General features: G+C 69.7%; 20 protein-coding genes and 1 pseudogene. 6 read left to right on the plus strand and 15 right to left on the minus strand.

Annotated features, from left to right (window positions below):
- Nucleotides 1-5 precede the first annotated feature (5 nt).
- Nucleotides 6-1,686, plus strand: a pseudogene (locus MKCMC460_RS28500) (adenylate/guanylate cyclase domain-containing protein); the annotation flags it as partial.
- Nucleotides 1,687-1,723: 37 nt separating this feature from the next.
- Here MKCMC460_RS28500 and topA read toward each other — a convergent pair.
- The 3 genes from topA to cspA form a co-directional block, all read right to left on the minus strand.
- Complete coding sequence (gene topA / locus MKCMC460_RS28505; protein WP_236978614.1) at nucleotides 1,724-4,531, minus strand: type I DNA topoisomerase; 2,808 nt, start codon at nucleotides 4,529-4,531, stop codon at nucleotides 1,724-1,726.
- Between the two features lie 162 nt (nucleotides 4,532-4,693).
- Nucleotides 4,694-5,272: a hypothetical protein gene (locus tag MKCMC460_RS28510; RefSeq protein ID WP_236978616.1), complete on the minus strand. Its 579-nt coding sequence runs from the start codon at nucleotides 5,270-5,272 to the stop codon at nucleotides 4,694-4,696.
- Nucleotides 5,273-5,416: 144 nt separating this feature from the next.
- Entirely contained in the window at nucleotides 5,417-5,620 is a 204-nt protein-coding gene (gene cspA / locus MKCMC460_RS28515; protein ID WP_003419650.1) for a cold shock protein CspA, read from the minus strand.
- Between the two features lie 301 nt (nucleotides 5,621-5,921).
- On the opposite strand from cspA, the gene MKCMC460_RS28520 reads away from it, so the two are divergent.
- The 4 genes from MKCMC460_RS28520 to MKCMC460_RS28535 all read left to right on the plus strand — a co-directional run bounded on the left by MKCMC460_RS28520 (nucleotide 5,922) and on the right by MKCMC460_RS28535 (nucleotide 13,525).
- Nucleotides 5,922-8,228: a DEAD/DEAH box helicase gene (locus MKCMC460_RS28520; protein ID WP_236978617.1), complete on the plus strand. Its 2,307-nt coding sequence runs from the start codon at nucleotides 5,922-5,924 to the stop codon at nucleotides 8,226-8,228.
- A gap of 160 nt (nucleotides 8,229-8,388) precedes the next feature.
- Entirely contained in the window at nucleotides 8,389-10,665 is a 2,277-nt protein-coding gene (locus MKCMC460_RS28525; RefSeq protein ID WP_238305129.1) for a PE family protein, read from the plus strand.
- 449 nt (nucleotides 10,666-11,114) lie between these two features.
- Nucleotides 11,115-11,855, plus strand: a complete 741-nt coding sequence (locus tag MKCMC460_RS31950; protein ID WP_370653043.1) for a PE family protein — start codon at nucleotides 11,115-11,117, stop codon at nucleotides 11,853-11,855.
- 626 nt (nucleotides 11,856-12,481) lie between these two features.
- Entirely contained in the window at nucleotides 12,482-13,525 is a 1,044-nt protein-coding gene (locus tag MKCMC460_RS28535) for a PAS domain-containing protein (protein ID WP_236978618.1), read from the plus strand.
- A gap of 76 nt (nucleotides 13,526-13,601) precedes the next feature.
- Here the strand turns inward: MKCMC460_RS28535 and MKCMC460_RS28540 are convergent, their stop codons facing one another.
- The 7 genes from MKCMC460_RS28540 to ssd are packed head-to-tail and all read right to left on the minus strand — an operon-like array spanning nucleotide 13,602 to nucleotide 18,103.
- Nucleotides 13,602-13,934 carry an Rv3654c family TadE-like protein gene (locus MKCMC460_RS28540; RefSeq protein WP_236978619.1) on the minus strand — a complete coding sequence of 111 codons (333 nt, stop codon included), beginning with the start codon at nucleotides 13,932-13,934 and terminating at the stop codon, nucleotides 13,602-13,604.
- 16 nt (nucleotides 13,935-13,950) lie between these two features.
- Complete coding sequence (locus MKCMC460_RS28545; protein WP_370653044.1) at nucleotides 13,951-14,238, minus strand: TadE family type IV pilus minor pilin; 288 nt, start codon at nucleotides 14,236-14,238, stop codon at nucleotides 13,951-13,953.
- Between the two features lie 35 nt (nucleotides 14,239-14,273).
- A complete protein-coding gene (locus MKCMC460_RS28550; protein WP_236978620.1) occupies nucleotides 14,274-14,474 on the minus strand; it encodes a DUF4244 domain-containing protein in 201 nt (66 codons plus the stop codon).
- Between the two features lie 15 nt (nucleotides 14,475-14,489).
- Entirely contained in the window at nucleotides 14,490-15,080 is a 591-nt protein-coding gene (locus MKCMC460_RS28555) for a type II secretion system F family protein (RefSeq protein ID WP_236978623.1), read from the minus strand.
- Between the two features lie 22 nt (nucleotides 15,081-15,102).
- Nucleotides 15,103-15,894, minus strand: a complete 792-nt coding sequence (locus tag MKCMC460_RS28560) for a type II secretion system F family protein (protein ID WP_238305130.1) — start codon at nucleotides 15,892-15,894, stop codon at nucleotides 15,103-15,105.
- Nucleotides 15,891-17,057: a TadA family conjugal transfer-associated ATPase gene (locus MKCMC460_RS28565; RefSeq protein WP_238305131.1), complete on the minus strand. Its 1,167-nt coding sequence runs from the start codon at nucleotides 17,055-17,057 to the stop codon at nucleotides 15,891-15,893. Before MKCMC460_RS28565 ends, MKCMC460_RS28560 begins: the two co-directional genes overlap by 4 nt.
- A complete protein-coding gene (gene ssd, locus MKCMC460_RS28570; RefSeq protein ID WP_236984455.1) occupies nucleotides 17,054-18,103 on the minus strand; it encodes a septum site-determining protein Ssd in 1,050 nt (349 codons plus the stop codon). The genes MKCMC460_RS28565 and ssd overlap by 4 nt, the downstream gene beginning before the upstream one ends.
- A gap of 510 nt (nucleotides 18,104-18,613) precedes the next feature.
- Between ssd and MKCMC460_RS28575 the strand changes: the two genes are divergently transcribed.
- Nucleotides 18,614-19,471 (plus strand): HAD-IB family hydrolase, encoded by an 858-nt coding sequence (locus MKCMC460_RS28575; RefSeq protein WP_236978629.1) that lies wholly within the window; start codon nucleotides 18,614-18,616, stop codon nucleotides 19,469-19,471.
- A 450-nt stretch (nucleotides 19,472-19,921) separates the two neighbouring features.
- Here MKCMC460_RS28575 and MKCMC460_RS28580 read toward each other — a convergent pair whose 3' ends face one another.
- Genes MKCMC460_RS28580 through MKCMC460_RS28600 form a run of 5 tightly spaced genes read right to left on the minus strand, consistent with a single transcriptional unit; the run spans nucleotide 19,922 to nucleotide 25,659 of the window.
- On the minus strand, nucleotides 19,922-20,662 hold the full coding sequence (locus tag MKCMC460_RS28580) for an oxidoreductase (protein WP_236984457.1): 741 nt from the start codon (nucleotides 20,660-20,662) through the stop codon (nucleotides 19,922-19,924).
- A 34-nt stretch (nucleotides 20,663-20,696) separates the two neighbouring features.
- Nucleotides 20,697-22,304, minus strand: coding sequence for an ABC transporter ATP-binding protein (locus MKCMC460_RS28585; protein ID WP_236984459.1), 1,608 nt, complete (start codon nucleotides 22,302-22,304; stop codon nucleotides 20,697-20,699).
- On the minus strand, nucleotides 22,301-23,122 hold the full coding sequence (locus tag MKCMC460_RS28590; protein ID WP_236978630.1) for an ABC transporter permease: 822 nt from the start codon (nucleotides 23,120-23,122) through the stop codon (nucleotides 22,301-22,303). Before MKCMC460_RS28590 ends, MKCMC460_RS28585 begins: the two co-directional genes overlap by 4 nt.
- Nucleotides 23,115-24,041 (minus strand): ABC transporter permease, encoded by a 927-nt coding sequence (locus tag MKCMC460_RS28595; protein ID WP_236978631.1) that lies wholly within the window; start codon nucleotides 24,039-24,041, stop codon nucleotides 23,115-23,117. The genes MKCMC460_RS28590 and MKCMC460_RS28595 overlap by 8 nt, the downstream gene beginning before the upstream one ends.
- Before the next feature lies 1 nt (nucleotide 24,042).
- Nucleotides 24,043-25,659: an ABC transporter substrate-binding protein gene (locus tag MKCMC460_RS28600; RefSeq protein WP_238305133.1), complete on the minus strand. Its 1,617-nt coding sequence runs from the start codon at nucleotides 25,657-25,659 to the stop codon at nucleotides 24,043-24,045.
- Nucleotides 25,660-25,665: the final 6 nt, after the last annotated feature.

Genomic DNA, 25,665 nt, shown 5'->3' on the forward strand with positions numbered 1-25,665 from the left:
GACTTGCCGAGGCACATTTAAGTTTCCGACGAGTCCCCGCCGACCGATACGGTGGTTTCGATGACCACGGCAGCACCTCTCCCCCGGCGAATCAGCGCATTCGTCCGATGGGTCGTGCGCACTCCCTGGCCCGTCTTCTCGCTGAGCATGCTGCAGGCCGACATCATCGGCGGCCTGTTCGTCCTCGGGTTCCTGCGTTACGGCCTGCCGCCCAACGACCGGATCCTGCTGCAGGACTTGCCGACGGTCAACGTGGTGATCTTCGTCTGCGCGGTGATCCTGCTGTTCCTCGCCGGATTCGCCTGGAACCTCAAACTGCTGGTGCCGGTCTTCCGCTGGCAGCGCCGGGACAACCTGCTGGTCGAAGCCGATCCGTCCACCACCGAGTTGGCCCGCACCCGCGCGCTGCGGATGCCGTTCTACCGGACCGTCACCACGGTCGCGTCCTGGGCGCTCGGCGGCATCGTGTTCCTCATCGCCAGCTGGTCGGTGGCCCGCCACGCCGCTCCGGTGGTGATGGTCGCCAGCGCACTGGGCGCCACCGCTACCGCGATCATCGGCTACCTGCAGTCCGAACGCGTGTTGCGGCCGGTGGCAGTGGCGGCGCTGCGCAGCGGTGTGCCGGAGAACGTGCGCGCCCCCGGCGTCATCCTGCGGCTGATGCTGACCTGGGTGTTGTCCACCGCGGTGCCACTGCTGGCGATCGTGCTGGCCGTGATCTCCGACAAGATCTCCCTGCTGCACACCACGCCGAACGTGCTGTTCAACCCGATCCTGTTGCTGGCATTGGCAGCGCTGGGCATCGGCGCGACCAGCACGTTATTGGTATCGATGTCGATCGCCGACCCGCTGCGCCAGCTGCGCTGGGCGCTCTCGGAGGTGCAGCGCGGCAACTACAACGCCCACATGCAGATCTACGACGCCAGCGAGCTGGGCCTGCTGCAGGCCGGCTTCAACGACATGGTCCGCGAACTGTCCGAGCGGCAGCGCCTGCGCGATCTGTTCGGCCGTTACGTGGGTGAGGACGTGGCCCGCCGCGCGTTGGAGCGAGGCACCGAGCTGGGGGGCCAGGAACGCGACGTCGCGGTGCTGTTCGTGGACCTGGTGGGTTCCACCCAGTTGGCCGCGACCCGACCTCCGGCCGAGGTGGTCCACCTGCTCAACGAGTTCTTCCGGGTCGTGGTGGAGACCGTCGGCCGCTTCGGCGGGTTCGTCAACAAGTTCCAGGGCGACGCCGCGCTGGCCATTTTCGGCGCACCCATCGAACACCCCGACGGCGCGGGCGCGGCGCTGGCAGCGGCACGTGAACTGCACGACGAGCTCATCCCGGTGCTGGGCAACGCCGAATTCGGGATCGGAGTGTCCGCCGGCCGGGCGATCGCCGGCCACATCGGCGCCCAGGCGCGATTCGAGTACACCGTGATCGGCGACCCCGTCAACGAGGCGGCCCGGCTGACCGAGCTGGCCAAGCTGGAAGAGGGCCACGTGCTGGCCTCGGCGATCGCGGTCAGTGGCGCGCTGGACGCCGAAGCGCTGTGCTGGGACGTGGGCGAAGTGGTCGAGCTACGCGGTCGCACCGCACCCACCCAGTTGGCGCGTCCGCTGAATCTGGCCGCTCCCGACGAGAAGCCGTCGAACCAGGAACCCGAGCGCGAGCGTAACGCCCCGGCGAAGAATCTCGCCTGAAATCGCAGCCGCGTCACCCACGCGCGCTCCGCAGAGATCAGCTGCGCTTGGCAGCCTTCTTGGCCGGGGCCTTCTTCGCCGGGGCCTTGCGGGTGGTCTTCTTCGCGGTCCGCTTCACCGGACCACGTGCCCGCCGATCGGCCAGCAGCTCAGAAGCGCGCGCGTCGGTGATCGACAGCACGTCGTCACCCTTGCGCAGGCTGGCGTTGGTCTCACCGTCGGTGACGTAGGGGCCGAACCGGCCGTCCTTGATCACCATCGGCTTACCCGACGCCGGGTCGGTGCCCAGCTCGCGCAGTGGCGGCGCCGAAGCGGCTTGCCGCCCAGAGCGTTTGGGCTCGGAGTAGATCTTCAGCGCCTCATCGAGGGTGATGGTGAACATCTGATCCTCGGTGGCCAGCGACCGAGAGTCGGTGCCGCGCTTGAGGTATGGGCCGTAACGACCGTTCTGCGCGGTGATCTCCTCGCCGCTGGCGGGATCCACCCCGACCACCCGGGGCAGCGACAGCAGCTTCAGCGCGTCCTCCAGCGTGACCGTCTGCAGATCCATGCTGCGCAGCAGCGAGCCGGTGCGCGGCTTGGGACCGGTCGGCTTCTTGCCCTTCTTGGCCGCCGACCCGTCGCCGCCGTCGTCTTCGGGTTTGGGCAGGATCTCGGTCACGTAGGGTCCGTACCGGCCGTCCTTGGCGACGATCTCGTGACCCGTCTCGGGATCCACACCCAACACCCGGCCCTCCTGCGGTGTGGCGAAAAGCTCTTCCGCCACAGCCAAAGTCAGCTCGTCGGGGGTCAGCGAGTCGTTCAGGTTGGCGCGCTGCGGGGTGGGCTCGCCGTCCTCGCCGATCACGGTGCGTTCCAGGTACGGCCCGTTCTTGCCGACCCGCACATAGACCGGGCGGCCCTCGGCGTCGTCGAAAACCTTGATGGAGTTGACTTCTCGGGCGTCGATACCTTCCAGGTTGACGCCGACCAGCTTCTTCAGCCCGCCGGAGCGGGCCACCGAGTCGGGTACCCCGTGGTCGCCGCCGAAGTAGAAGTTGTTGAGCCAGTTGGTACGTCGCTCGTTGCCCGAGGCGATGGCATCGAGCTCGTCCTCCATCGCGGCGGTGAAGTCGTAATCCACCAAACGGCCGAAATGCTGTTCCAGCAAGCCGATTACAGCGAACGCCACCCAGGACGGCACCAGGGCGCTGCCCTTCTTGTACACGTAGCCGCGGTCCTGGATCGTCTTGATGATCGACGAGTACGTCGACGGGCGCCCGATGCCCAACTCCTCCAGCGCCTTGACCAGCGAGGCCTCGGTGTAGCGCGCGGGCGGGTTGGTGGCGTGACCGTCCGGGGTCAGCTCGATGGCATCGAGCCGCTGCCCCTCGGTCAGCTGCGGCAGCCGGCTCTCGGCGTCGTCGGCCTCGCCGCCGGCCAGCTCGTCCACGGTTTCCACATACGCCTTGAGGAACCCGGCAAAAGTGATGGTCCGACCGCTAGCCGAGAACACCACCTGCCGACCGTTCGATTCGCCGGCGATCCGCAGGCTCAGCGTGGTGCCCCGCGCGTCGGCCATCTGCGAGGCCACCGTGCGCTGCCAGATCAGCTCGTAGAGCCGGAACTCGTCACCGTCGAGCTCGCGGCGCACCGCGTCCGGGGTGGCGAACGTCTCGCCCGCGGGCCGGATGGCCTCGTGCGCCTCCTGAGCGTTCTTCACCTTGCGGGTGTACTGGCGCGGCGAGGGTGAGACGTACTCGTCGCCGTAGAGCTGGCGCGCCTGGTTGCGTGCGGCGTTGATGGCCGACTCCGACAGCGTCGTGGAGTCGGTACGCATATAAGTGATGTAGCCGTTCTCGTAGAGCCGCTGGGCGATGCTCATGGTGCGCTCGGAGGAGAACCGCAGTTTGCGTCCCGCCTCCTGCTGCAGCGTCGAGGTCATGAACGGCGGGTACGGCCGCCGGGTGTAGGGCTTCTCCTCCACCGACGCCACGGTCAGCTGCGCGCCCTGCAGGCCGTTGGCCAGCTCGGTGGCGCCGGCCTCGTCCAGGACGGTCACCTCCTCGGCCTTGCGGAGCACGCCGAGCGAGTCGAAGTCCCGGCCGGTGGCCACCCGCAACCCGTCGACGTTGGTCAGCCGGGCATTGAAGGTAGGCGGCGTGGCCTTGGGGTCGGAGACGCTGGCGTCCAGCCTGGCCAGGATGTCCCAGTAGGAGGCACTGCGGAACGCCATCCGGTCGCGTTCGCGCTGCACGATGATGCGGGTCGCGACCGACTGCACCCGGCCGGCCGACAGCTTGGGCGCGACCTTCTTCCACAGCACCGGGCTGACCTCGTAGCCGTACAGCCGGTCCAGGATGCGCCGGGTCTCCTGCGCGTCGACCAGGTCGATGTCCAGGTCGCGGGGGTTCTCGGCGGCTTCCAGGATGGCCGGCTCGGTGATCTCGTGGAACACCATCCGCTTGACCGGCACCCGAGGTTTTAGGGTCTCCATCAGATGCCAGGCGATCGCCTCGCCCTCACGGTCACCATCCGTGGCCAGATAGAGCTCGTCGACGTCCTTGAGCAGGCCTTTGAGCTCGGTGACGGTGCTCTTCTTCTCCGGGCTGATGATGTACAGCGGCTCGAAGTCGTGATCGACGTTGACGCCGAGGCGTGCCCACGGCTCTGATTTGTACTTGGCCGGCACGTCGGCGGCGGCTCGGGGGAGGTCGCGGATGTGGCCGCGGGACGACTCGACGATGTAGTTGGACCCCAGGTAACCGGCGAGTTTGCGCGCCTTGGTGGGCGACTCCACGATCACGAGTCGCCGGGTGCTCCCGTTCCTGCCGCTGCTCGCCCTCTCGGGGCCCCCGTCAGCCACCTGCGCTTACGCTCCATCTCCTACTTCGGCCCCCTGGCGGAGCCGCCCCACAGGGAAAAGACGGTACGCCGCCGTACCTCTCCTCGCGGGCAACTGACAATTTCGCACCAATAGGCGGGCCTGCGCAAACCGGCTGACCCCGGGACGCACGGCGGCGGCCCCTCAGACCCGGGGCCACTGGTCGGCGGCCTCGGGGTCGTCGGGAGCGTCCCCAACGTTCTCTACCAGGCGCGATAGCCTGCGCCGGCCACTGATCCGAAGCGCTGGGCGGGCGCCCCGAGTGCCGATCAGGGTGGGTGCGATTCCGACCCGCATCAGAGCCGACGCCAGCGGCGAATGAGTGTCGGGCGCGTGCGGGTCCAGACCGAGCAGATACCGGTCCGCCTCGACGCTGCCCGCCGCCAGCGTCCACGCCCGCAACTCCCGCGGCCCGGGCAGCCAGCGCGGCGGAACCGTCTTGACCGCGCCGCGCGTCCACTCCTTGGCGATACCACGCAACCGCGGATCCACCGCCGTCCGCACCAACGGGTGATCTTCGTCGGTCCGGGTGATCTCGGGTACCAGACCGGCTTCGGTGATCATCTCGGCCAATGCGGCGGCGCGCCATGACTGCTCCACCACCACCGACAGCCTCGCGCCGGCGCCGACGGTCACGATCTGGCCCGGCGCGGCCAGCAGCCCGCACAGATCCTCGACCGCGGGCGGCACCGATTCCGCGGCGAAGAAGGAAAGCTGGCTCACGCCACAGACAGTAGGCCAGCAAGCCGGTCGGCCGCTGCTCCTTATCCGGCGCGGCGGTGAAAGGCGCCGGAGCGACGAAAACCCCCCGGGCGGTTCCCGCAGAAGCGGAGCGGCGCCGGGGGGTTGCGTCAGAATCTGCCCGGTTTAAAGGGAGCGGACTCCGGTGGCCTGGGGGCCCTTGGGGCTATGGCCGATCTCAAACTCGACCTTCTGGTTCTCTTCGAGGGTGCGGAAGCCCGTTCCCTGGATCTCCGTGTAGTGGACAAACACATCTGCGGAACCGTCCTCGGGGGCGATGAAGCCGAACCCCTTCTCCGCGTTGAACCACTTCACAGTTCCCTGTGGCATTTCTCGATCTTTCCTTTACTTTCTGGGTGCGGGGCGCCGCCTTTCGGTGCCCCGGGCCCGTTGCGACCGCCATACCTAGCGGAGTCGCCGGAACTTCACCCGACAGATAACCTCGCAGGAACCGCGATCGCAACGTCGATCCTGCGAAAGTTTGACACGAACACAGAAGCTACGACCGCAATTAGTCAACCACGTTCGTCGCGTCCGCGACAGCCTTGTTGGCTGCGTAGATCGCCGAACGGAGGCGCAATTTACGTCGGTGTCACCTAGCGGCCCCACCAGCACACCAGGAAGGCAGGCGATGGCCAGTTTCGGCAGCGAGCTACTCGCCGCCGCGCTCGCCGGTACCGCGCCCGGGGAACGGCCGCTGCGCCACGTCGCCGAGCTGCCGCCCAGGTCGGGCCGGCCGGGTGATTGGCCGCACTGGGTTCCGCCCGGGGTCGTTCGCGCGTTCACCGATCGCGGCATCCGAGCCCCCTGGTCCCATCAGCTGCAGGCGGCCGAACTCGGGCACGCCGGCCGCCACGTGGTGATCAGCACCGGCACCGCGTCGGGCAAGTCCCTGGCCTACCAACTGCCGGTGCTGTCCGCGCTGGCAGGCGACCCGCGCGCCCGGGTGCTGTACCTGTCGCCGACCAAGGCGTTGGGCCACGACCAGCTGCGCACGGCACATGCCCTGGTCGCCGGTGCTGAACTCGCCGACGTGGCGCCCACCGCCTATGACGGCGACAGCCCCGCCGAAGTGCGCCGCTTCGCCCGGGAACGGTCGCGGTGGCTGTTTTCCAATCCCGACATGATCCACCTGTCCATCCTGCGCAACCATGCCCGCTGGGCGGTGTTGCTACGCGGGTTGCGCTTCGTAATCGTCGACGAATGCCATTACTACCGCGGTGTTTTCGGCTCCAACGTGGCGATGGTGCTGCGGCGGCTGCTGCGGCTGTGTGCCCGCTACTCCTGCTATCCGACGGTGATCTTCGCCAGCGCCACCACGGACTCCCCCGGCGCGACGGCAACCGAGTTGATCGGGCAGCAGGTCGCCGAAGTGCTCGACGACGGCTCGCCGCAGGGCGGGCGGACCGTCGCGTTGTGGGAGCCGGCGCTGCGCACCGATCTTCTCGGCGAGCACGGCGCCCCGGTGCGGCGATCGGCCGGCGCCGAGGCGGCGCGAATCATGGCCGACCTGATCGTCGAAGGTGCCCAGACGTTGACCTTCGTGCGGTCGCGGCGGGGCGCGGAGCTGACGGCGCTGGCAGCGCGGGCGCGGCTGGACGAGGTGGCGCCGCAGTTGTCGGGGTTGGTGGCGTCGTATCGGGCGGGCTACCTCAGCGAGGACCGCAATGCGCTCGAGCACGCGCTGGCCGAAGGCCGGCTGCGCGGCCTGGCCACCACCAACGCCCTGGAGCTGGGCGTCGACATCGCCGGGTTGGATGCCGTCGTACTGGCCGGGTTCCCGGGCACGGTCGCCTCGTTCTGGCAGCAGGCCGGCCGGGCGGGCCGGCGCGGTCAGGGCGCGCTGGTGGTGCTGGTCGCCCGCGACGATCCGCTGGACACCTACCTGGTCCATCACCCCGCGGCATTGCTGGGCAAGCCCGTGGAACGGGTGGTGATCGACCCGCGCAACCCGTACCTCCTGGGTCCGCAATTGCTTTGCGCAGCAACAGAACTACCGCTGGACGAGGCCGAGGTCCGAGCGCTGGACGCGGTGGACGTCGCGGACGGCTTGGTCGATGACGGTCTGCTGAAACGCCGCGGCGGCAAATACTTTCCCGCCCCCGGTGTGGATCCTCATGGCGCAGTGGATATCCGGGGATCCATCGGAGGCCAGATCGTCATCGTCGAAGCCGACACCGGACGACTGCTGGGCAGTACCGGGGCCGGGCAGGCCCCGGCCTCGATTCATCCTGGAGCGGTATATCTGCATCAGGGCGAAAGCTATGTCGTCGACTCCCTGGACCTCGAGGAGGGCATCGCCTTCGTCCACGCCGAGGATCCCGGATACGCCACGTTCGCGCGGGAGATCACCGACATCGCCGTGTCCGGCGCGGGGGAACGTTCGTCGTTCGGGCCCGTCACGCTGGGTCTGGTCCCGGTGACCGTCACTCACCAGGTGGTGGGCTACCTGCGTCGCCGCACCGACGGTGAAGTGATCGACTTCGTCGAGCTCAGCATGCCGCAGAGTTCCCTGCCCACCGTCGCGGTGATGTACACGATCGATCCGGAAGCACTGGACCGCAACGGAATCGAACCGACCGCCGTTGCGGGTTCGTTGCATGCCGCCGAACATGCGGCTATCGGGTTATTGCCGTTGGTCGCCAGCTGCGACCGCGGCGACATCGGCGGGTTGTCCACCGCGCTCGGGCCCGACGGCCTGCCCACCGTCTTCGTCTACGACGGCCATCCGGGCGGGGCCGGGTTCGCCGAACGCGGATTCCACCAGGCGCGCGTCTGGCTGGGCGCCACGGCCGCGGCCATCGAGGCCTGCGAATGCCCGAGCGGATGCCCGTCCTGTGTGCAGTCTCCCAAGTGCGGCAACGGAAACGATCCGCTGGACAAGGCCGGTGCGGTGCGCGTGCTGCGCCTGGTGCTCGCGGCGCTGGGCCCGCACTGAGGCGAAAGCCATCGTTTCCGCTCCCCCAGCCGGGGGAGGAGATTTCATCCTCCGAATCGCGCGTTCGGGCGAAGGTCCCGCGGACCCATATGGACCACGGTGAAAAAGGGGCGAACCGCCTCGATCACCGAATCCCGCTGACGCGAAGAGGATGCAACCCATGTCGTACTTGATGACCACTCCGGAGGCACTGGTAGCGGCGGCATCGGATGTCGTGGGTATCGGTTCGACGCTGCAGTCGGCCAATGCGGCGGCCGCGCTCCCGACCACGTCCGTGTTGGCCGCGGGTGCCGATCAAGTGTCGGCAGCGATGGCAGCGCTGTTCTCCGCGCACGGGCAGGCTTATCAGCAGCTGAGCGCCCAGGCGCTGGCGTTTCACGACCAGTTCGCCCGGATCCTGGGCTCTGGGGCGGGCGCCTACGCCGCCGCCGAAGCCGCCAACGTCTCGCCGCTGCAGACAGCGCTGGACGCGGTCAACGCGCCCATCCAGGCGGCGACCGGACGGCCGCTGATCGGCAACGGCGCCAACGCCGCCCCTGGTAGCGGCGCTAACGGCGGCGACGGCGGCTGGTTGTTGGGCAACGGCGGGGCGGGCGGCTCCGGGGCCGCGGGCACCGGCCAGCGGGGCGGCAACGGCGGAGCCGCCGGACTGATCGGCTCGGGGGGCGCCGGCGGGGCCGGCGGCACCGCCACCGGTAACGCAGGCGGAGCCGGCGGGACCGGCGGAGCCGGCGGCTGGCTGTGGGGTAGTGGCGGAGCCGGCGGCCTCGGTGCGGCGGGCACCGTCGGTGGCGCCGGCGGGTCCGGTGGATCGGGCGGGCTGTTGGGTTCCGGGGGTATCGGTGGCACCGGCGGCGACGGCACCGACGGCAACATCGGCGTCGGCGGGACAGGCGGTGCGGGTGGCACCGGCGGGCTGCTGTCCGGCCTGGTCGGCGGGGGTGGCGGCAACGGCGGCGGCGGCGGATCCGGCCAGATCAGCGGAGGCACCGGGGGTGCCGGGGGCGGCGGTGGACACTTCGTCGGCGCCGGCGGCGCAGGCGGTGCCGGCGGATACGGCGCCAGCGGTGGTGTCGGCGGAAACGGTGGCAGCGGGGGATCGCTGTACGGCAACGGCGGCGCGGGCGGCACCGGCGGCGCCGCCTTCTACGGCACCGGAGGCGAAGGCGGGGTGGGCGGAAAGGCGGGGCTGCTGTTCTCCAACGGCGGTGGCGGCGGAGCGGGCGGGTTCAGCTACTACGACGATGCCGGCGCCGGCGGAGCGGGCGGCGACGCCGGACTGTTGGGCTTCGGCGGAACCGGCGGCGCCGGTGGATACTGCTCCGGCCCCCATGTCGGTGGTCCCGGCACGGGTGGTGACGGCGGCTCCGGCGGCCGCGGCGGGCTGTTGTTCGGCAACGGCGGCGCCGGTGGCGCCGGCGGCGAGGGTGGACCCAGCTCCGGTGGTGCCGGCGGCAGCGCAGTGCTGGTCGGCAACGGTGGCAACGGCGGGCTGGGTTCGACGATCGGCTCCGGCGGTATCTCGGGGACATTGCTGGGCTTGGACGGGTATAACGCGCCGACCAGCGGAACCAACCCGTTGCACGTTGCCCAGCAACAGTTGCTCAACGCGATCAATGCACCCGTCGAGTCGCTGACCGGACGGCCACTGATCGGCAATGGCGATCCCGGCGCCTTCGGCACGGGCGCAGACGGCAAGGCGGGTGGCTGGCTGCTCGGCGACGGTGGCGCCGGGGCTGCTGCCGAAGGCGGCAGCGGTGGCCACGGCGGCAACGGCGGCGCCGCCGGCCTCTTCGGCACCGGAGGCGGTGGCGGCGCCGGAACGATGCAGGGAACGGGGACCGGCGGTGGCGGCGGCACCGGCGGAAGGGGCGGCTTGCTGGCCGGCGACGGCGGTGGCGGCGGAATGGGCGGCGGCGCTTTGAACGGGGGTGGCGGCGCGGGCGGTGCCGGCGGCAGCGGCGGCTTGTTCGGCGCCGGGGGTGCCGGCGGGGTCGGCGGAACCTCCATCGGTGGGCCGGTCGCGGGGGCCGGCGGTGCGGGCGGATCGGCGGGCCTGTTCGGCATCAGCGGTGGCGCCGGCGGCGACGGCGGGTTCGGCATGGACGGCCGTGGCGGGGCCGGAGGGGTCGGCGGCAACGCCGGACCGCTAGGTGGCTCGGGCGGCGCGGGCGGGTTCGGAGGTGCCGGTGCCAATAACGCCGCCGGCGCCGGTGGCGATGGCGGCAACGCCGGGCTGCTGTTCGGCAGCGGCGGATCCGGTGGTGCCGGCGGATCGACGATCGGTGCGCTCGGCGTGTCCGGGCCCGGTGGCGGCGCCGGCGGCGACGGTGGCAATGGCGCGCGACTGTTCGGCGGCGCCGGCGCCGGGGGCTTCGGCGGAAACGCGTTCACCGCCGCCGGCAGGGCCGGCGGCTCGGCGGAGACGCCGGGCTGATCGGCAGCGGCGGCGCCGGCGCAGCCGGCGGATTCAGCTACCTCGGGGCGGCGGGCGGCGCCGGCGGATCCGGCGGCAACGGCGGCACGCTGGCCTGGCCGGCGGCGCCGGCGGCGCCGGCGGCGCGGCAACCCGAACTACGTCAACGGGCACGGTGGCGACGGAGGGGCCGGCGGCGGCGCGGTCTGGTTCGGCGACGGCGGCAACGGCGGCAACGGCGGGATAGGCGTCACCACCGGGGCCCCCGGCGCGGGCGGCGACGGCGGAAAGCTAGCCGGCCAGGACGGGCACGACGGCCTCTCCTGACCGCAGTCGCACCCGGAGAATTTTGCGGAAAACGGATATTCCCTTCCGGCGGAATTCCGTTTACGGTGCAACGTAGCCGTCCGCGCCGCGCACGGCCATCAGACACTGGCCGAGTCTGTCGAGCATCGATTCGGAGGTGTCGTTTGTCGCTTGTCAGCGCAGTCCCCGGCGCCATCAGTACCGCCGCCGCGAATGTCACCGGCATCGGTGCGACGATCAGCGCTGCCAACGCCCTGGCTGCGGCACCCACCACCGCCGTACTCGCCGCGGCCGGGGACCAGGTGTCCGCCGCCGTAGCAGCCCTGTTCTCCGTTCACGCGCAGACCTATCAGACCCTCAGTGAGCAGGCCGCGAACTTCCACGCCCAATTCGCACGGGCGATCGAGTCGAGCGCGAACGCGTATGCCTCCGCCGAGTCGGCCAACGCCTCGTCGATCGGCAACGTCGACATCGCAAAAACCGGGTCCGCCGCCGGCCCCGCCTGCGAGTACGTCGGGACCTTTCGCTCCGTCGCGGCTGAGCGCAGTGCGCCCGGCCAGACCGCCGCACCTACGGGCACCGATCGGGCCGCATCGGGCGCAGCGTCCGCCGAAACCGGTCCAGTCGTCGCCGGCGGCGGCAGCGGCGGACTGCTGCTCGGCCCCAGCCGAGCCGTGGTGGCGGGTAGCGCAGGCATGGGCAGCGCCGCAGCGGGCGGTTCCGGCGGAATCCTGAGCCGGCTACTCCAAGGCGGCGAACGTCGTGCCCGGGCCGGCGGGAGCGGCCGGGTCAGCGCGGGGACGGGCGTCGGGGTGTTGCTCACTTCACCGCAGACGCAGGACACGCTCCGTATTGCCACTGCGTGTTCGGCACCGGAACGCAGGCGCCTCGATTCACCGGCATGAGATCTCCCCGGACGACTGAATGTGCTGCAGCACAACACATTCAGAGCCGGAAAGATCGCATCCGTAGCGAACCGGGTCACGAGATCCGTGCTGTGATCCGTTGGATGGGCGACCGACCCCTCGAACGGTCGACCTCCACGGACACGCTTGGCGACGGTCGGACGACACACAATCCGTCGCATTCTGCGAATCATCGCGAGTGCAGCAGAAACCTACCCGGCAGTAAGCGCCAATTGCAACACATTGCGCCGCGATTCACGAAAGTCGCCGTGCGCGAATCCGTCTGACGGTATGACAAGCGCCCTCTGAGAAGACTCCGATTGTTGCGCTACCGTTGAAAGCCTACCGCTTCACTTAACTAGCCGACGTCGGCAGACCTTTCCTGCAACGGGGACAACGGATTTGACTCACGGGTCGATCCCGCCGCCGCACATCGCCGCGCACTGCGCTTCCCCGATCGCACCGGCGCCCGGTTAGCCGCCGAATCTGTTTGGTGCACAAGGCGATTCGGCTGTCACCGGCCCCGGCGGGGTTTGTGGCAGCCGGACCACATCAATGCGAAGGGTTGGACCGACCGACGGACCCGCCCCGTCAAGCTACCGACTCGCGATCAGTAAACTGCCGCTATGGGCCACGACTGGTTGCTCGTGGAGACGCTGGGCGACGAACCCGCCGTCGTCGCGCAGGGACGTCAGCTCAAGAATCTCGTACCGATCACCACGTTTTTGCGCCGAAGCCCGTATCTGGCCGCCGTCAAAACGGCGATCGCCGAGTCGGTGCAGACCGGGCAGGCGCTGACCAGCATCACCCCGAAGAGCGACCGCGTAATCCGCACCGAGCCGGTGATCATGTCCGACGGACGCATCCACGGCGTCCACGTGTGGAGTGGCCCGCCGGACGAAGACCCACCCGAACGTCCCGTCCCGGGTCCGCTGAAGTGGGACCTGACCCGCGGGGTGGCCACCGACACTCCCGAGTCGTTGTCCAACAGCGGCAAGAACCCCGCGGTCGAGGTCACCTACGGCCGGGCCTTCGCCGAGGATTTGCCGTCGCGGGAACTCAACCCGAACGAAACCAAGGTGCTGGCCATGGCGGTCCGAGCCGAGCCGGGTCTGACGCTTTGCAGCACTTGGGATATCACCGACTGGCAGGGCAATCCGATCCGCATCGGGTTCACCGCACGAAGCGCGGTGGAGCCCGGGCCCGACGGCCGTGACCATCTGGTCGCCCGAGCGATGAACTGGCGCACGGAGCGCAAGGGGCCGGCGGTGGTCGCCGACGACCTCGCGCAGCGGATCCTCAATGGCCTCGCCCAAGCTGGTGTCCATCGCGCCCTCGTCGACCTGAAGAACTGGACGCTGCTGAAGTGGCTCGATGAGCCGGCCCCGTTCTACGATTGGCGCGGCACCGATTCCGACAGGCAGCGGGTTCACCCCGATGACGAGCAGTTAATGGCTTCCATGACAGCCGAATTCGCCGATGGGGCCACCAGTCGGGTGCTGCGATTGCCCGGAAACGACACCGAGTGGGTTCCGGTGCATGTGACCGCCAACCGGATCGAACTCGAGCCCGACACCTACGCCGGTCTTCTCGCGCTGCGACTGCCCACCGACGAGGAAGTCTCCCGGGCGCGGTCACAGGACGTACCGACCGACTCCGGCCCGAGCTGATGGCATCGGCGCGTAGCTGATCGGCGACGGAAGGAAATGGCGCCGACCGGCACCGGGGATCCCGGTTCGGCCTGGCTCACCGGCGCGGTGCAGTACCCGGCCCCGTCCTGACCGGGCCCGCCCGCGCGGATGCGCGAGCAACACCGGCGAGTACGGCGGGCACTTCGACGGTGACGACGATGTCGAGATCGTCCGCCGCGCACCGGACATCGCCGACCCGCATCTGACGAGCTAGCGATGTCGCGCTTGCGCATGCCGCGGCGTAGCCCTGCGGAAGGCGCTCGGCACCGGCCAGTGCGGCCAGGTCGGCGGCGGCCTGGGCGCGGTGCCGGGCCACCACAGCGGACCCCAGGCACACGCCCGCGGCGGTGAGACACAACAGCCCGGCGACCAGAAAAGCGGCGAACACCGTCGCCGAGCCACGTTCATCGCGGCTCGGCGACCGATACCGCCCTGGCCGCAATATCCAAGGCAGGCAGCAACTTCGAGTGCGCCACCACGGTGGCGATCCACAGATCGCCGTCACGGCGAACGACGACTTGCGCCCCGGCCGGAGCGATACGGCGGGCAACCTGCTCGGCAGCGTCGCCGTCGCCGCGGGCCGACAACCGCGCCGCCTCACGAGCCGCGTCCACGCAGCGCACCTGCATCGACACCGCCGTAATACCGGCCAGGCACAGCACCAGCACCGCCACCAGCGCAGCGATGGCCAACGCGGCCTCGACGGTGCTCGAACCAGCACTGGCGACTAGACCTTGGTGCTGAGCGCGCGCCCGATGATGTGGTTCAACGCCGAAACGACGGAGTCGCCGGTCACCACGGTGTAGAGGATGGCACCGAATGCCGCCGCGGCAATAGTCCCGATGGCGTACTCGACCGTGGACATCCCCGACTCGTCGGTCGCCAGCACTGCCACGCGTGCCGCGAATCCTCGAAACATGTTGAACATCAACCACTTCCCTTCTCACAACAGACCTGACTGCAGGACATGGCCGGCCAATCCGGCCACCACCGGGACGATCCCCAGGCCTACGAAGGCGGGCAGGAAGCAGAGGCCGAGCGGACCGGCGATCAGGACGCCCGCGCGCTCGGCGGCTGCGCCCGCCGCGTGCGCGGACTCCTGCCTGGACTGGACCGCCAGTTCGGCGACGCCGTCGGCAAGCGCGGCCCCCGACGAAGCCGAGCGCCGCGCCAACCTCAGCAGGGCGTCGATCTGCGCATCAGCAGTCCCACCGGCCAGATCGGCCGGCCTGGACCAGGCGACGTCGGCGGGGGCACCCAGCGCCAGCAGATCGGCGGCGCGGCGCAGGACCTGCGCCATGTCCGTCGGCGCCGAACCGGCCGCCGCCGCTGCCGCAGTCGACACCGCCATACCCGCGCCGAGACAGACGGCAAGCACATCCAGGCTCGCTGCCACCGCCAGCCGATCCGGCGGGGCCGATCGGTGCGGCCGCTGTCGGCTCACGCGCGGGTGTGCTCCGGCGCGTGCGCGCACTACCGCCGGACCGGCACCGAACAACAGTGCCGCCGCCAGCAACAATGCCGCGGTGCTCATGTGTGGGCTCCCGCTCGCCGGGTCATCCCGACACCACCCGATCACCGATCCGGTCCGACCACAACAGCCCGCAGCACAGCAGCACCACGCCCGCCACCAGAAACCAACCGCCTACTCCCCCGCCGCACAGGAACCGTAGCGGCTGGGCCCCGATCAGCTGTCCGAGCAACATGCCCAGTACCGGCAGGCCGGCCAGGATGGCGGCGGTGGCGCGGGCGCCGGCCAGCCCCGAGACGACTTTCGCCGAAAACCGCTGCCGCTCGGCGACATCGCGTTGCGCGGCCCGCATCAGCGTGCTGATCGCCAGGCCGTGTTCGCCGGCAAGCTGCCAGAACACGGCGATGCGCTCCCACTGCGCGGGCAGCGCCGACGTCTGCCCGGCGGCGCGTAAACCGGCCGGGACATCGGCCCCCAGCCGGGCGCGCGCGGCGACTGCCCGCATGGCGCGCGAAACCGGGCCGCCGCTCTCGTCGGCGGCGACGTCGAACGCATGGACCGGGTGGGCGCCCACCCGGAGCTCACCGACCAACACCTCGAGCGAGGCTTCCAGCGCCCTGCCCTCCGCTGCGGCACTGCGGCTGCGCCGACGCCGCAGCGCCCGCACAGCCACGGTCGCGGCGGCCATCGCCCCCGCCACCGCGGTCGTTAAGGGCAACACCGCCAGGGCGACCGCGACAACGCCGACACAACCCCAACCGACGGCCCCGGCATCCGCGGCGAGACGCCGTCGCCCGGACCCACCCGCAGCGAGCCGGCCCCGCGGCGAACCGGGTGCCACCAGCAGAGCCACAGCCAGCAACACCAGCCCGGTCATGCCGACCTCCCGGTCGGTAGCAGGGCAAGCAGCTCGCCGGCCTGATCGGTCTTTCCGCCCTCGGCGTGCCACGCCGTGACCGCGTGGACGTGACCGTCCCGGCCGCGGCGCAGCACGGCGATCTGGTCGAGCCGGCGGCGCCCGGCTCCGTCGCGGCAGACATGCAACAGCACCCGTACCGCCGCGGCGAGCTGGCTGTGCAGGGCGGGGCGGTCCAAGCCGCCCAGCGCGCCCAATGCCTCCAGCCGGGCCGGCACCTCGCTCGGGCTGTTGGCGTGCACGGTGCCCGCGCCGCCCTCGTGGCCGGTGTTCAGCGCGGCCAGCAGATCGACTACTTCGGCGCCCCGGACCTCACCCACCACGATCCGATCCGGCCGCATCCGCAGCGCCTGGCGGACGAGTTGGCGCACCGTCACCTCGCCGACGCCCTCGACGTTGGCGCAGCGTGCGACCAGTTTGACTAGATGCGGATGCCGCGGCGCCAGCTCGGCGGCGTCCTCGACACAAACGATCCGCTCGGTCGGCGGGACCGCGCCCAGCATCGCGGCCAGCAGCGTGGTCTTGCCCGCCCCGGTGCCGCCGGTGATCAGGAATGCGAGCCGCGCGGCGATGACGCCGGCCAGCAGTTCACCGGCCTCGGGTGTGATCGCCCCCGCCGCCCTCAGCGCCGCCAGACCTTGAGTCGCCGGGCGCAATACGCGCAACGACAGGCAGGTACCCGCGCTCGCCACGGGCGGGAGCACGGCGTGCAGGCGCACCGTGCTCCCGTTAGCCCCGATTCCGCTCAGCTGCCCGTCCACCCAGGGCTGGGCGTCGTCGAGCCTACGGCCGGCGGCCAATGCCAGCCGTTGCGCCAGCCGTCGCACGGCCGCCTCATCGGTGAATCGAATGTTGCTGCGCCGCAGCCCTTCTCCGTCGTCCACCCACACGGCATCGGGCGCCGTCACTAACACGTCGGTGGTGCCGTCGGCACCCAACAGCGGGTCCAGGATGCCGGCACCGGTCAGTTCGGTCTGCAATAACCGGAGATTGGCCAACACTTCGGTGTCGCCGAGGATGCCACCGGATTCGGCGCGAATCGCCTCGGCCACCAGGCTGGGCTTCAGTGGACCGGCCTCGGTGGCCAGCCGCTCACGGACACGTTCGATCAGCGAGCCGGTCATGCCGCACGACCACCCGAACTCGTTCGGCCACTTGACAATACGCCGAGGACACGACGGGACGCCGAAGCCAGTGCCGAGCGGCGGCCCATCCGCAACCCACCGCGCTCGAGCCGTTCGGCCAATTGCGGTTCGGCCCGCATCGACGCCAACAGCGGCACGGCGGCGATCTCGGCGACCTCCGCGGCACGCAATCCTCCCGGCGACGGCCCGCGCACCACCAGCCCGACATTGGGGTTGATCGCGGCCAGCACGGGAACGATGGTCGCGGTGGCAGCACAGGCCCGGACGTCGCATCGGGTGACCAGCACCACGAGGTCGACGCCGTCCAGCGCGACGTGCGTCGCCTCGGTCAGGCGGCGCGGGAGATCGCAGACCACGGTGACGCCACCGCGGCGACCGGCCTCGACGATCGCATCGACCGGCCCAGCCTCGAGTTCGTAACCACCCCGCCGGGTGCCGGACAGGATGCTCACCCCGCCGTGCCGCGGCAGCACCTCGCGCACGGACGGCCAGCTCAGCCTGCCGCCCTGCAGTGCCAGATCTGGCCAGCGCAGCCCGGGCGCGGTCTCGCCGCCCGTCAGCAGATCGATGCCACCGCCCCACGGATCGAGATCGAGCAGCAGCGCCTCGCCTGCCGTCTGCGCCAGGGCGACCGCGAACAGCGATGCCCCGCCGGCCCCGCAGCCACCGATGACGGCGACAGCCTGACCGCGCAGGCTGTGCTCGCGAGCCGACTCGGCGGCTTCGGCCAATGCGCGGACCAGCGCCTGTTCTTGGGCAGGCACTTGCAGGACGAGTTCCGCGCCGACTGCGACCGCCGCGGCCCAGGTGGCCGTCGCCGGTGCGCCGTCGCTCAATACGCTGACGTGGGTGCGCCGCGGCAGCCCGGCCCGACCGCACAACTCGGCGGCGGGGGCGTCCAGGACCACGGCTGTTGCCGCTGACCAGGTCTTCCTGCTGACCTGCCCGCCGACATGGACCACCCGCACGCCGACGGCCGCGGCGACGCGGTCCAGTTCCGCACGCAGCTCCGGCTCCGCCAGCATTGCCAGCACACCGGCGCCGGCCCGCGCGGGACGAGAAGAGTTGGTCACATCTCTACCGTGCGGGCACTCGGGGAAGCACACCAGTGCCGCGACCGGATTTGTGGAGAAAGAACGGTCTGTGCACAAATCGTTCGCTGGGCGGCCGGGCTGTCCCCGACGATTACGATTCCCGCAACGAACCCCAGGCGGACGCAGGCAAAAGTGACCGGTGGTCAGTCAGAAATTTTTACCCTGGAAAAGGGACGACCCCCGCCAGGGGGGGAGGAGGCGAGGGTCGTCGTGTATCAGCCCCGGGGGGTCGGGCTGATACACCCTCGGCTCAAGGCCGAGTAATGCTTACTATACACATGCCAGCCGGGCTCAACGCAAGTACTCAGCCGAAACGAAAGTGCCGTTTGAGCCGTGAAAACGCCCACGGCAGAAAGACAAGCCGGGAATTAGAAGCCCGTTCTGACACCGATCCGCGCCAAAGATCCCGGCTGCGTCGAATCGCCGACCTATGCTGGATCGGTGACCGTCCCCGACTCGGCCGCGCACGGACAGAGCTCTCCGCAAACACCGGGACCGGCTGTTCCCGGTGTCCGCACCGCGGCGTTCTTCGATTTGGACAAGACCATCATCGCCAAGTCCAGCACGCTGGCTTTCAGCAAACCCTTTTTTGCGCAGGGACTACTTAACCGGCGGGCTGTGCTGAAGTCCAGCTACGCGCAGTTCATCTTCCTGCTCTCCGGGGCCGACCATGACCAGATGGACCGGATGCGCGCTCACCTGGCCAACATGTGCGTCGGGTGGGACGTCGAGCAGGTCAAGTCGATCGTCGCCGAGACGCTGCACGACATCGTGACTCCGCTGGTGTTCGCCGAGGCCGCTGACCTGATCGCGGCCCACAAGCTGTTCGGGCGCGACGTCGTGGTGGTGTCCGCATCGGGCGAAGAGATCGTCGCGCCGATCGCCCGGGCGCTGGGCGCCACGCACGCGATGGCCACCCGGATGGTGGTCGAGGACGGCAAGTACACCGGCGAGATCGCGTTCTACTGCTACGGCGACGGCAAGGTGCAGGCGATCCGCGAGCTGGCCGCCCGCGAGGGTTACCCCTTGGAGCACTGCTACGCCTACTCCGACTCGATCACCGACCTGCCGATGCTGGAAACGGTGGGGCACCCGTCGGTGGTCAACCCCGACCGTGGTCTGCGGCGAGAAGCCCTCGAACGCGGCTGGCCGGTGTTGTCGTTCTCCCGGCCCGTGTCGCTGCGCGACCGAATACCGGCGCCCTCGGGGGCGGCCATCGCGACGACGGCCGCCGTCGGTGTGACCGCGGTGGCGGCCGGCGCCGTCACCTACGCGCTGTTGCGGCGTTACGCGTTCTGACGGCGCCTGCCAGCACTGCCGTCGCAATTTTCCCAACCGTCCCGTCAGCAAACGCACGGACGGGAAATTCGCTGCAATTGCCGAACTTTCACCCGCGACAGGGGTTGCTGTGCCTGTGGTCTAGTAGTACAAAGGAACCACGGCAGCCCGGTGAGGCCAAGGTCGATCCGGAAGAGAAGGTTCGTTCTCCCGACCCGGGCACCCAGCACGGTTCTCGGCACCCACGCGGAGTCATAGCCGCGATAATGGCAGAAGTGTTGCGGGCCTGCGTAATTGCGAATGACGGAATGCCCCGACGGCCCTTTGGGTGGGGTCGCAGCAGGAAGTTTCGCAAACGCGCCGAGGCCACCCACGCAGCCCACATATGCACGCTTGGTACCCGGGAACCGTGTTGGCGGGCGGCGATTCGAATTCATTCGTATCGCCGCCCGCTTCGCATTTTCCGGTGCGCTATCTTTTCGGGCCCCCAGCTACCGAATCGGCAATCGCCACAGCTTCCTGCGCGCCGGCCCGCAACGCCCGGCAACACAGCACCAGCCAGGCCGCCACGCCGTCGGGGGAACCGGACGCGAACTTCAGCGCGGCGTCCCGGTAGGCCGCGGGCTGACGCATCCACATCACCTCCGGCACACCCAGCCCATGCGGATCCAGGCCGCCGGCAATGGTCACCAACCGAGACACCGCACGGGCGACGACACCGTCGGCGCTGCCGAACGGCTCGAGTGTCAGCAACTCCCCGTGCGCCACGGCGGCAACCACCGGCGCCGAAGCCGCAGTGGGTCGGGTGACGACGTCGGCGAGCAACTCCAGCCGCGGGCCGATCTCGGGTGCGGCACGCGGGCGGCCCAGCCGTGCCTCGTCGACCTGGTCGGCGGCCGCCAGCATGTGCAGCCGCGCCAGCGCCTGCAGTGGCGCTTTCCGCCACACGGCGACGAGTGACCCCTCGCCGCCTTCCAGGGCCTGGGCCACCCGCAACGCTCCGCCGAACACCGGGTCGCTGACGCCTGCGGCATCCGCGACGTCGTCGAGCTGCACCGGACCGCCGTCGAGCACCGAGGAGGCCCGGGCCGCTCGCAACGACGCCTCCGCGGCCGTCACCGGCCAGCCGCGCAGGTTGGCCCGGTGCCGATGGGCCCGCCCCAGCGCCTCGCGCGCCCGGTCGCTGGCTTCAGCGACACCCGGCAGGTCCATCAGCGGCGCCAGCGGATCCGTCACAGCTTGAAACCTACTGGCAAGGCGCCGAAGAGGCGCCGGGGATGGCTTCCAGCAGTTGCCGGGTGTATTCGTGCTGAGGTGCGCTGAACACCCGCTCGGTAGGGGCCTGCTCGACCACCTGGCCGGCGCGCATCACCAGCACCCGGTCGGAGATCTGCCGGATCACGGCCAAGTCGTGGCTGATGAACAGATAGGTCAGCCCCAGCTCGGCCTGCAGTTCGGCCAGCAGGTCCAGGATCTGCTGCTGCACCAACACGTCCAATGCCGACACCGCCTCGTCGCACACCAGCACGTCGGGCCGCAGCGCGAGCGCGCGGGCGATCGCGACGCGCTGGCGCTGCCCGCCCGACAGCTCACGCGGCAGCCGGTTCAACACCGAGGACGGCAGCGACACCTGGTCGGCCAGCTCCCGCGCCGCGCGTCGGCGCTGCCCGCGGTCACCGAGCCGGTGGATGCGCAGCGGCTCCTCGATGGCACGTGCCACCGAATACATCGGATCCAGGCTGCTGTACGGGTTCTGGAACACCGGCTGCACCCGACGACGAAAAGCGAGTTCGGCAGCCCGGTCCATGGTGGTGACATCGGCGCCGTCGAACAGCACGGACCCTGACGTCGGCTTGAGCAAGCCGAGCACCATGCGCGCCAAAGTGGATTTGCCCGAACCTGATTCGCCGACCACGGCGAGGGTACTGGCCCGCGGCAGCCGGAACGACACCGCATCGACGGCGCGGAACTCGCTGCGCCGCCACGGTGCGCCGCGGGTTTCCCGATAGGTCTTGGTCAGCTCCGATACCACCAGGATGTCGGCGCCGCCTTGCTCGCCGACCCGGGCGGGGCGTTTGTCCCGGACCCTCAGCGACGGCGCGGCAGCAACCAGCCGGCGCGTGTACTCGTGCTGCGGTTCGCTGAGGATCGACTGCGCCGCACCGGATTCCACTACGACGCCGCGATGAACGACCACCACCGACTCGGCCCGCTCGGCGGCCAGCGCCAGGTCGTGGGTGATCAGCAGCAGCGCCGTTCCCAACTCGTCGGTGAGCTTGCGCAGATGATCGAGCACCTGCCGTTGTACGGTGACGTCCAGCGCCGAGGTCGGCTCGTCGGCGATGAGTAGTCGGGGCCGCCCGGCCAGCCCGATGGCGATCAGCGCACGCTGACACATACCGCCGGACAGCTGGTGCGGGTAGCGGCCCGCCTGCTTGGCCGGATCCCGCATCCCGGCCTCGGCGAGCAGCTCCACCGCCCGTTGCCGCGCCGCGCGACGATCGGTGTTGGCGCGCAACGCTTCCCGAATCTGGAACCCGACCTTCCAGACCGGGTTGAGGTTCGTCATGGGATCCTGTGGCACGTAGCCGATTTGGCGGCCGCGGATGGAGCGCATCGCCCGCTCACCCGCCGAGGTGATGTCGCGCCCGTCGAAAACGATGTGTCCGGCGGTGATTCGGCCTCCCGGGGAGAGTAGGCCGAGAATCGCCGCCGCCGCAGTGGACTTACCCGAGCCCGACTCCCCCACCACCGCGACCGTCTGACCCGGCAGCACCGAGAACGACATGCCGCACACCGCGGGTTGGTCGCCGAAGCTGACTTCCAGGCCCTCGACCGACAACAGCGGGTTCATGCGCGCCACGCCCTCGACGCCGGGTCCAGGCCGTCGCGTAGCGCATCGCCCATCATCATGAACGCCAGCACCGTGATCGCCAGCGCGCCGGCGGGATAGAACAGAATGGGTGATCCCGCCCGCAACCGCATCTGCGCCACGTTGATGTCCCCGCCCCACGAGACCACCGATGTCGGCAGTCCGACACCCAGGTAGGACAGGGTGGCTTCGGTGACGATGAAGGCGCCCAGCACGATCGTGGCGACCGCGATCACCGGCCCGATGGCGTTGGGTATCGCATGCCGCAGCAGAGTCTGAAATCTACCCAGCCCAAGGGCTTTGGCCGCCAGCACATAGTCACTGGAGCGCACCTGCAGCACCGAACTGCGCGCGATCCGGGCCACCTGCGGCCAGCCGAACAGAGCCAGGATGGCGATCACCGTCCACACCGTGCGGTGATGCAGCACCTGCATCAAGACGATCGCGGCCAACAGCAATGGCAGCGCGAAGAACACGTCGGCGACGCGCGACACCAGCGCATCCACCCAACCGCCGTAGAAGCCGGCCAGTGCCCCGAGCGCACCCCCGACCACAAACACCAGCAGCGTCGCGCCCAGTCCGACCGTGACCGATGCCCGCGCCCCGTAGACGGTGCGCGCGTAGATGTCGTGGCCTTGCAGGTCGGTGCCGAACCAGTGCGCCGCCGACGGCGGGAGCAGGCTCTGGCTCGGATCGGCGTAGCCGGGGTCCGCGCCGGTGAACAGCGCCGGGAACGCCGCAACCGCCAGGATCAGCACGATCAGCGCCGCGGAGATGACGAACTTCGGCCGCCTATACATAGCGGATCCGCGGGTCCAGCGCCGCGTACAGCAGGTCTACCAGCAGATTGCTGAGCAGGTAGATCAACACCAGAACCGTCACGATCGACACCACGGTGGGCGCCTCCTGCCGGGTGACGGCCTGGTACAGCACACCCCCGACGCCGTGGATGTTGAAGATCCCTTCTGTCACGATGGCGCCCCCCATCAGCGCTCCCAGGTCCGCGCCGAGGAAGGTCACCACCGGGATCAGCGAGTTGCGCAGGATATGGACCGTCACCACCCGTGGTCGCGACAGCCCCTTGGCGGTGGCGGTGCGGACGTAGTCGGCGTGGGCGTTGGCCGCGACCGCGGAGCGGGTCAAGCGCACCACGTACGCGAATGACACCGAGCCCAGCACGATTCCAGGCAGCAGCAGCCGGTCGAAGCTGGCCTGCCCGCCGACGGTGACCGGGGCCCACCCCAGCCGTACCCCGAACACGAACTGCGCCAGGAAGCCCAGCACGAAGATCGGGATCGCGATGATGATCAGCCCGGTGAGAAGAACGGTGGCGTCGAAGGAGCCGCCCTGGCGCAGCCCGGCGATCACCCCGAAGCCGATGCCCAGCACCGCCTCGATCACCAGCGCGATCAGCGCCAGCCGGATCGTCACCGGAAAAGCGTGTGCCAGAACGGCTCTCACCGGCAGACCGGAATACGCGCGGCCCAGGTCGCCGCGCAGCAGCCCGCCCAGATAGCGCAGGTACTGCACCAGGAACGGGTCGTCGAGATGGTACTGCGCACGCAGTTGCGCGGCCACCGCCGGACTCAGCGGCCGGTCGCCGGCGATAGCCGCGATCGGGTCGCCGGGTAGCAGGAACACCATCCCGTAGATCAGCAGCGTGGCACCTAGGAAGACCGGCACCATGGTGGCCAGGCGGCGCAGCACATACCAGCCCATCTCAACCCTTCACCAGGTTCTCGTAGTCGGGCATCCCGTTCCAGGTGGGCCTGACGTTGCTGACCTGGTTCGACCATCCGATGACACTGATGTAGTACCACAGCGGCACGCTCGGCATGTCGCGCAACAGGATTCGCTGTGCGACATTGGTCAGCACGTCTGCGTCGCGCAGATTGGGCGCCGCCTGGGCCGCCGCCAGCGCGGCGTCGAATTCCCGGCTGGAGTAGCCGACGTCGTTGGATCCCGCTCCGGTGGCGTACAGCGGGGCGAGGAATTCGATCATCGACGGGTAGTCGCCGATCCAGCCGGCCCGGAACGCGGTGTCGATGGTGCGGTTGCCGACCTGGGTGCGAAAGCCGGCGAAGGTGGGGTAGGGCGCACCGGCCGCGTCGATGCCCAGCACGTTTTTGATGCTGTTGGCCACCGCGTCGACCCACTCCTGGTGGCCGCTGTCGGCGTTGTAGGCGATGGCGTAGCGTCCGCTCCACGGCGAGATGGCGTTGGCTTGCGCCCAAAGTTTGCGGGCCCGTTCAGGATTGAAGTCCAACGCGTCGTTGCCCGGGATGTTCGGATCGAACCCGGGTAGCGAGCTGGCGGTGAAATCCCTTGCCGGGCTGCGTGTTCCGTTGAAGATCTGCTGACAGATCTGCGGGCGGTTGATCGCCGCCGACAAGGCCAGCCTGCGCAACCGGCCCTCCTCACCGCCGAAATGCGGCAGCCGCAACGGGGTATCCAGCGATTGACTGACAGCCACCGGGCTCTTGAGCCAGTTGCCGCCCAGATCGCGTGGATAGATGGTCAGCGCGCTGGACGGAATCGTGTCCAGCACATCGAGATTGCCGGACAACAGATCGGAATAGGCGGTCTCGAGGTTACCGTAGAACTCGAACCGCAGACCTTTGTTGCGGGGTTGGCGGTTGCCGTGATAGTCGGGATTGGGTCGTAGGTCCAACCGGACGTTGTGCTCCCAGGCCGGGCCGTCGGAGCCCTCGGCGAGCCGGTACGGGCCGTTGCCGATCGGGTGTTGCCCGAACGCGGTCAGGTCGCGAAATGCCGAGGGCGGCAGTGGGTAGAACGCGCTGTGGCCCAGACTCAGCACGAAGTCCACCGTCGGCGCCCGCAACTGCACCGTGAACTCGAGATCGCTGAGCACCTGCAGCCCCGACATGGTGGTCGGTCGTCCGGGGCCCGGCGGGCCGGCCACCTCGTCGAACCCGGCTATCGGACTGAAGAATTGTTGCTGCAGTTGGGCATTGGCACTCGCTGCCCCGTAGTTCCACGCGTCGACGAACGAGTGCGCCGTTACCGGAGACCCGTCGGTGAATTTCCAGCCCGGTTTGAGCACCACCCGGTAGTTGACGTTATCGGTGGTCGCCACGGACTCGGCGACCTCCGGGGCCGGCCGGCCGGCGGCGTCATAGGACATCAGCCCGGCGAAGAGCCGGTCGATGATGCGACCGCCGTTGCTGTCGTTGGTGCCGGTCGGGATCAGCGGGTTGGGCGGCTCGCCGCCGTTGACGACCACCAGATCGGGCGTCAGCACACCGCCGCCGCAACCGCACAGGCAACCGGCCAGCAGGGTGGCCACCAGCAGCACGGCCCCCATCCTCCGATGCATAACAGC

The sequence above is a fragment of the Mycobacterium sp. 20KCMC460 genome (assembly GCF_022179425.1).
Taxonomy (GTDB): domain Bacteria; phylum Actinomycetota; class Actinomycetes; order Mycobacteriales; family Mycobacteriaceae; genus Mycobacterium; species Mycobacterium kiyosense.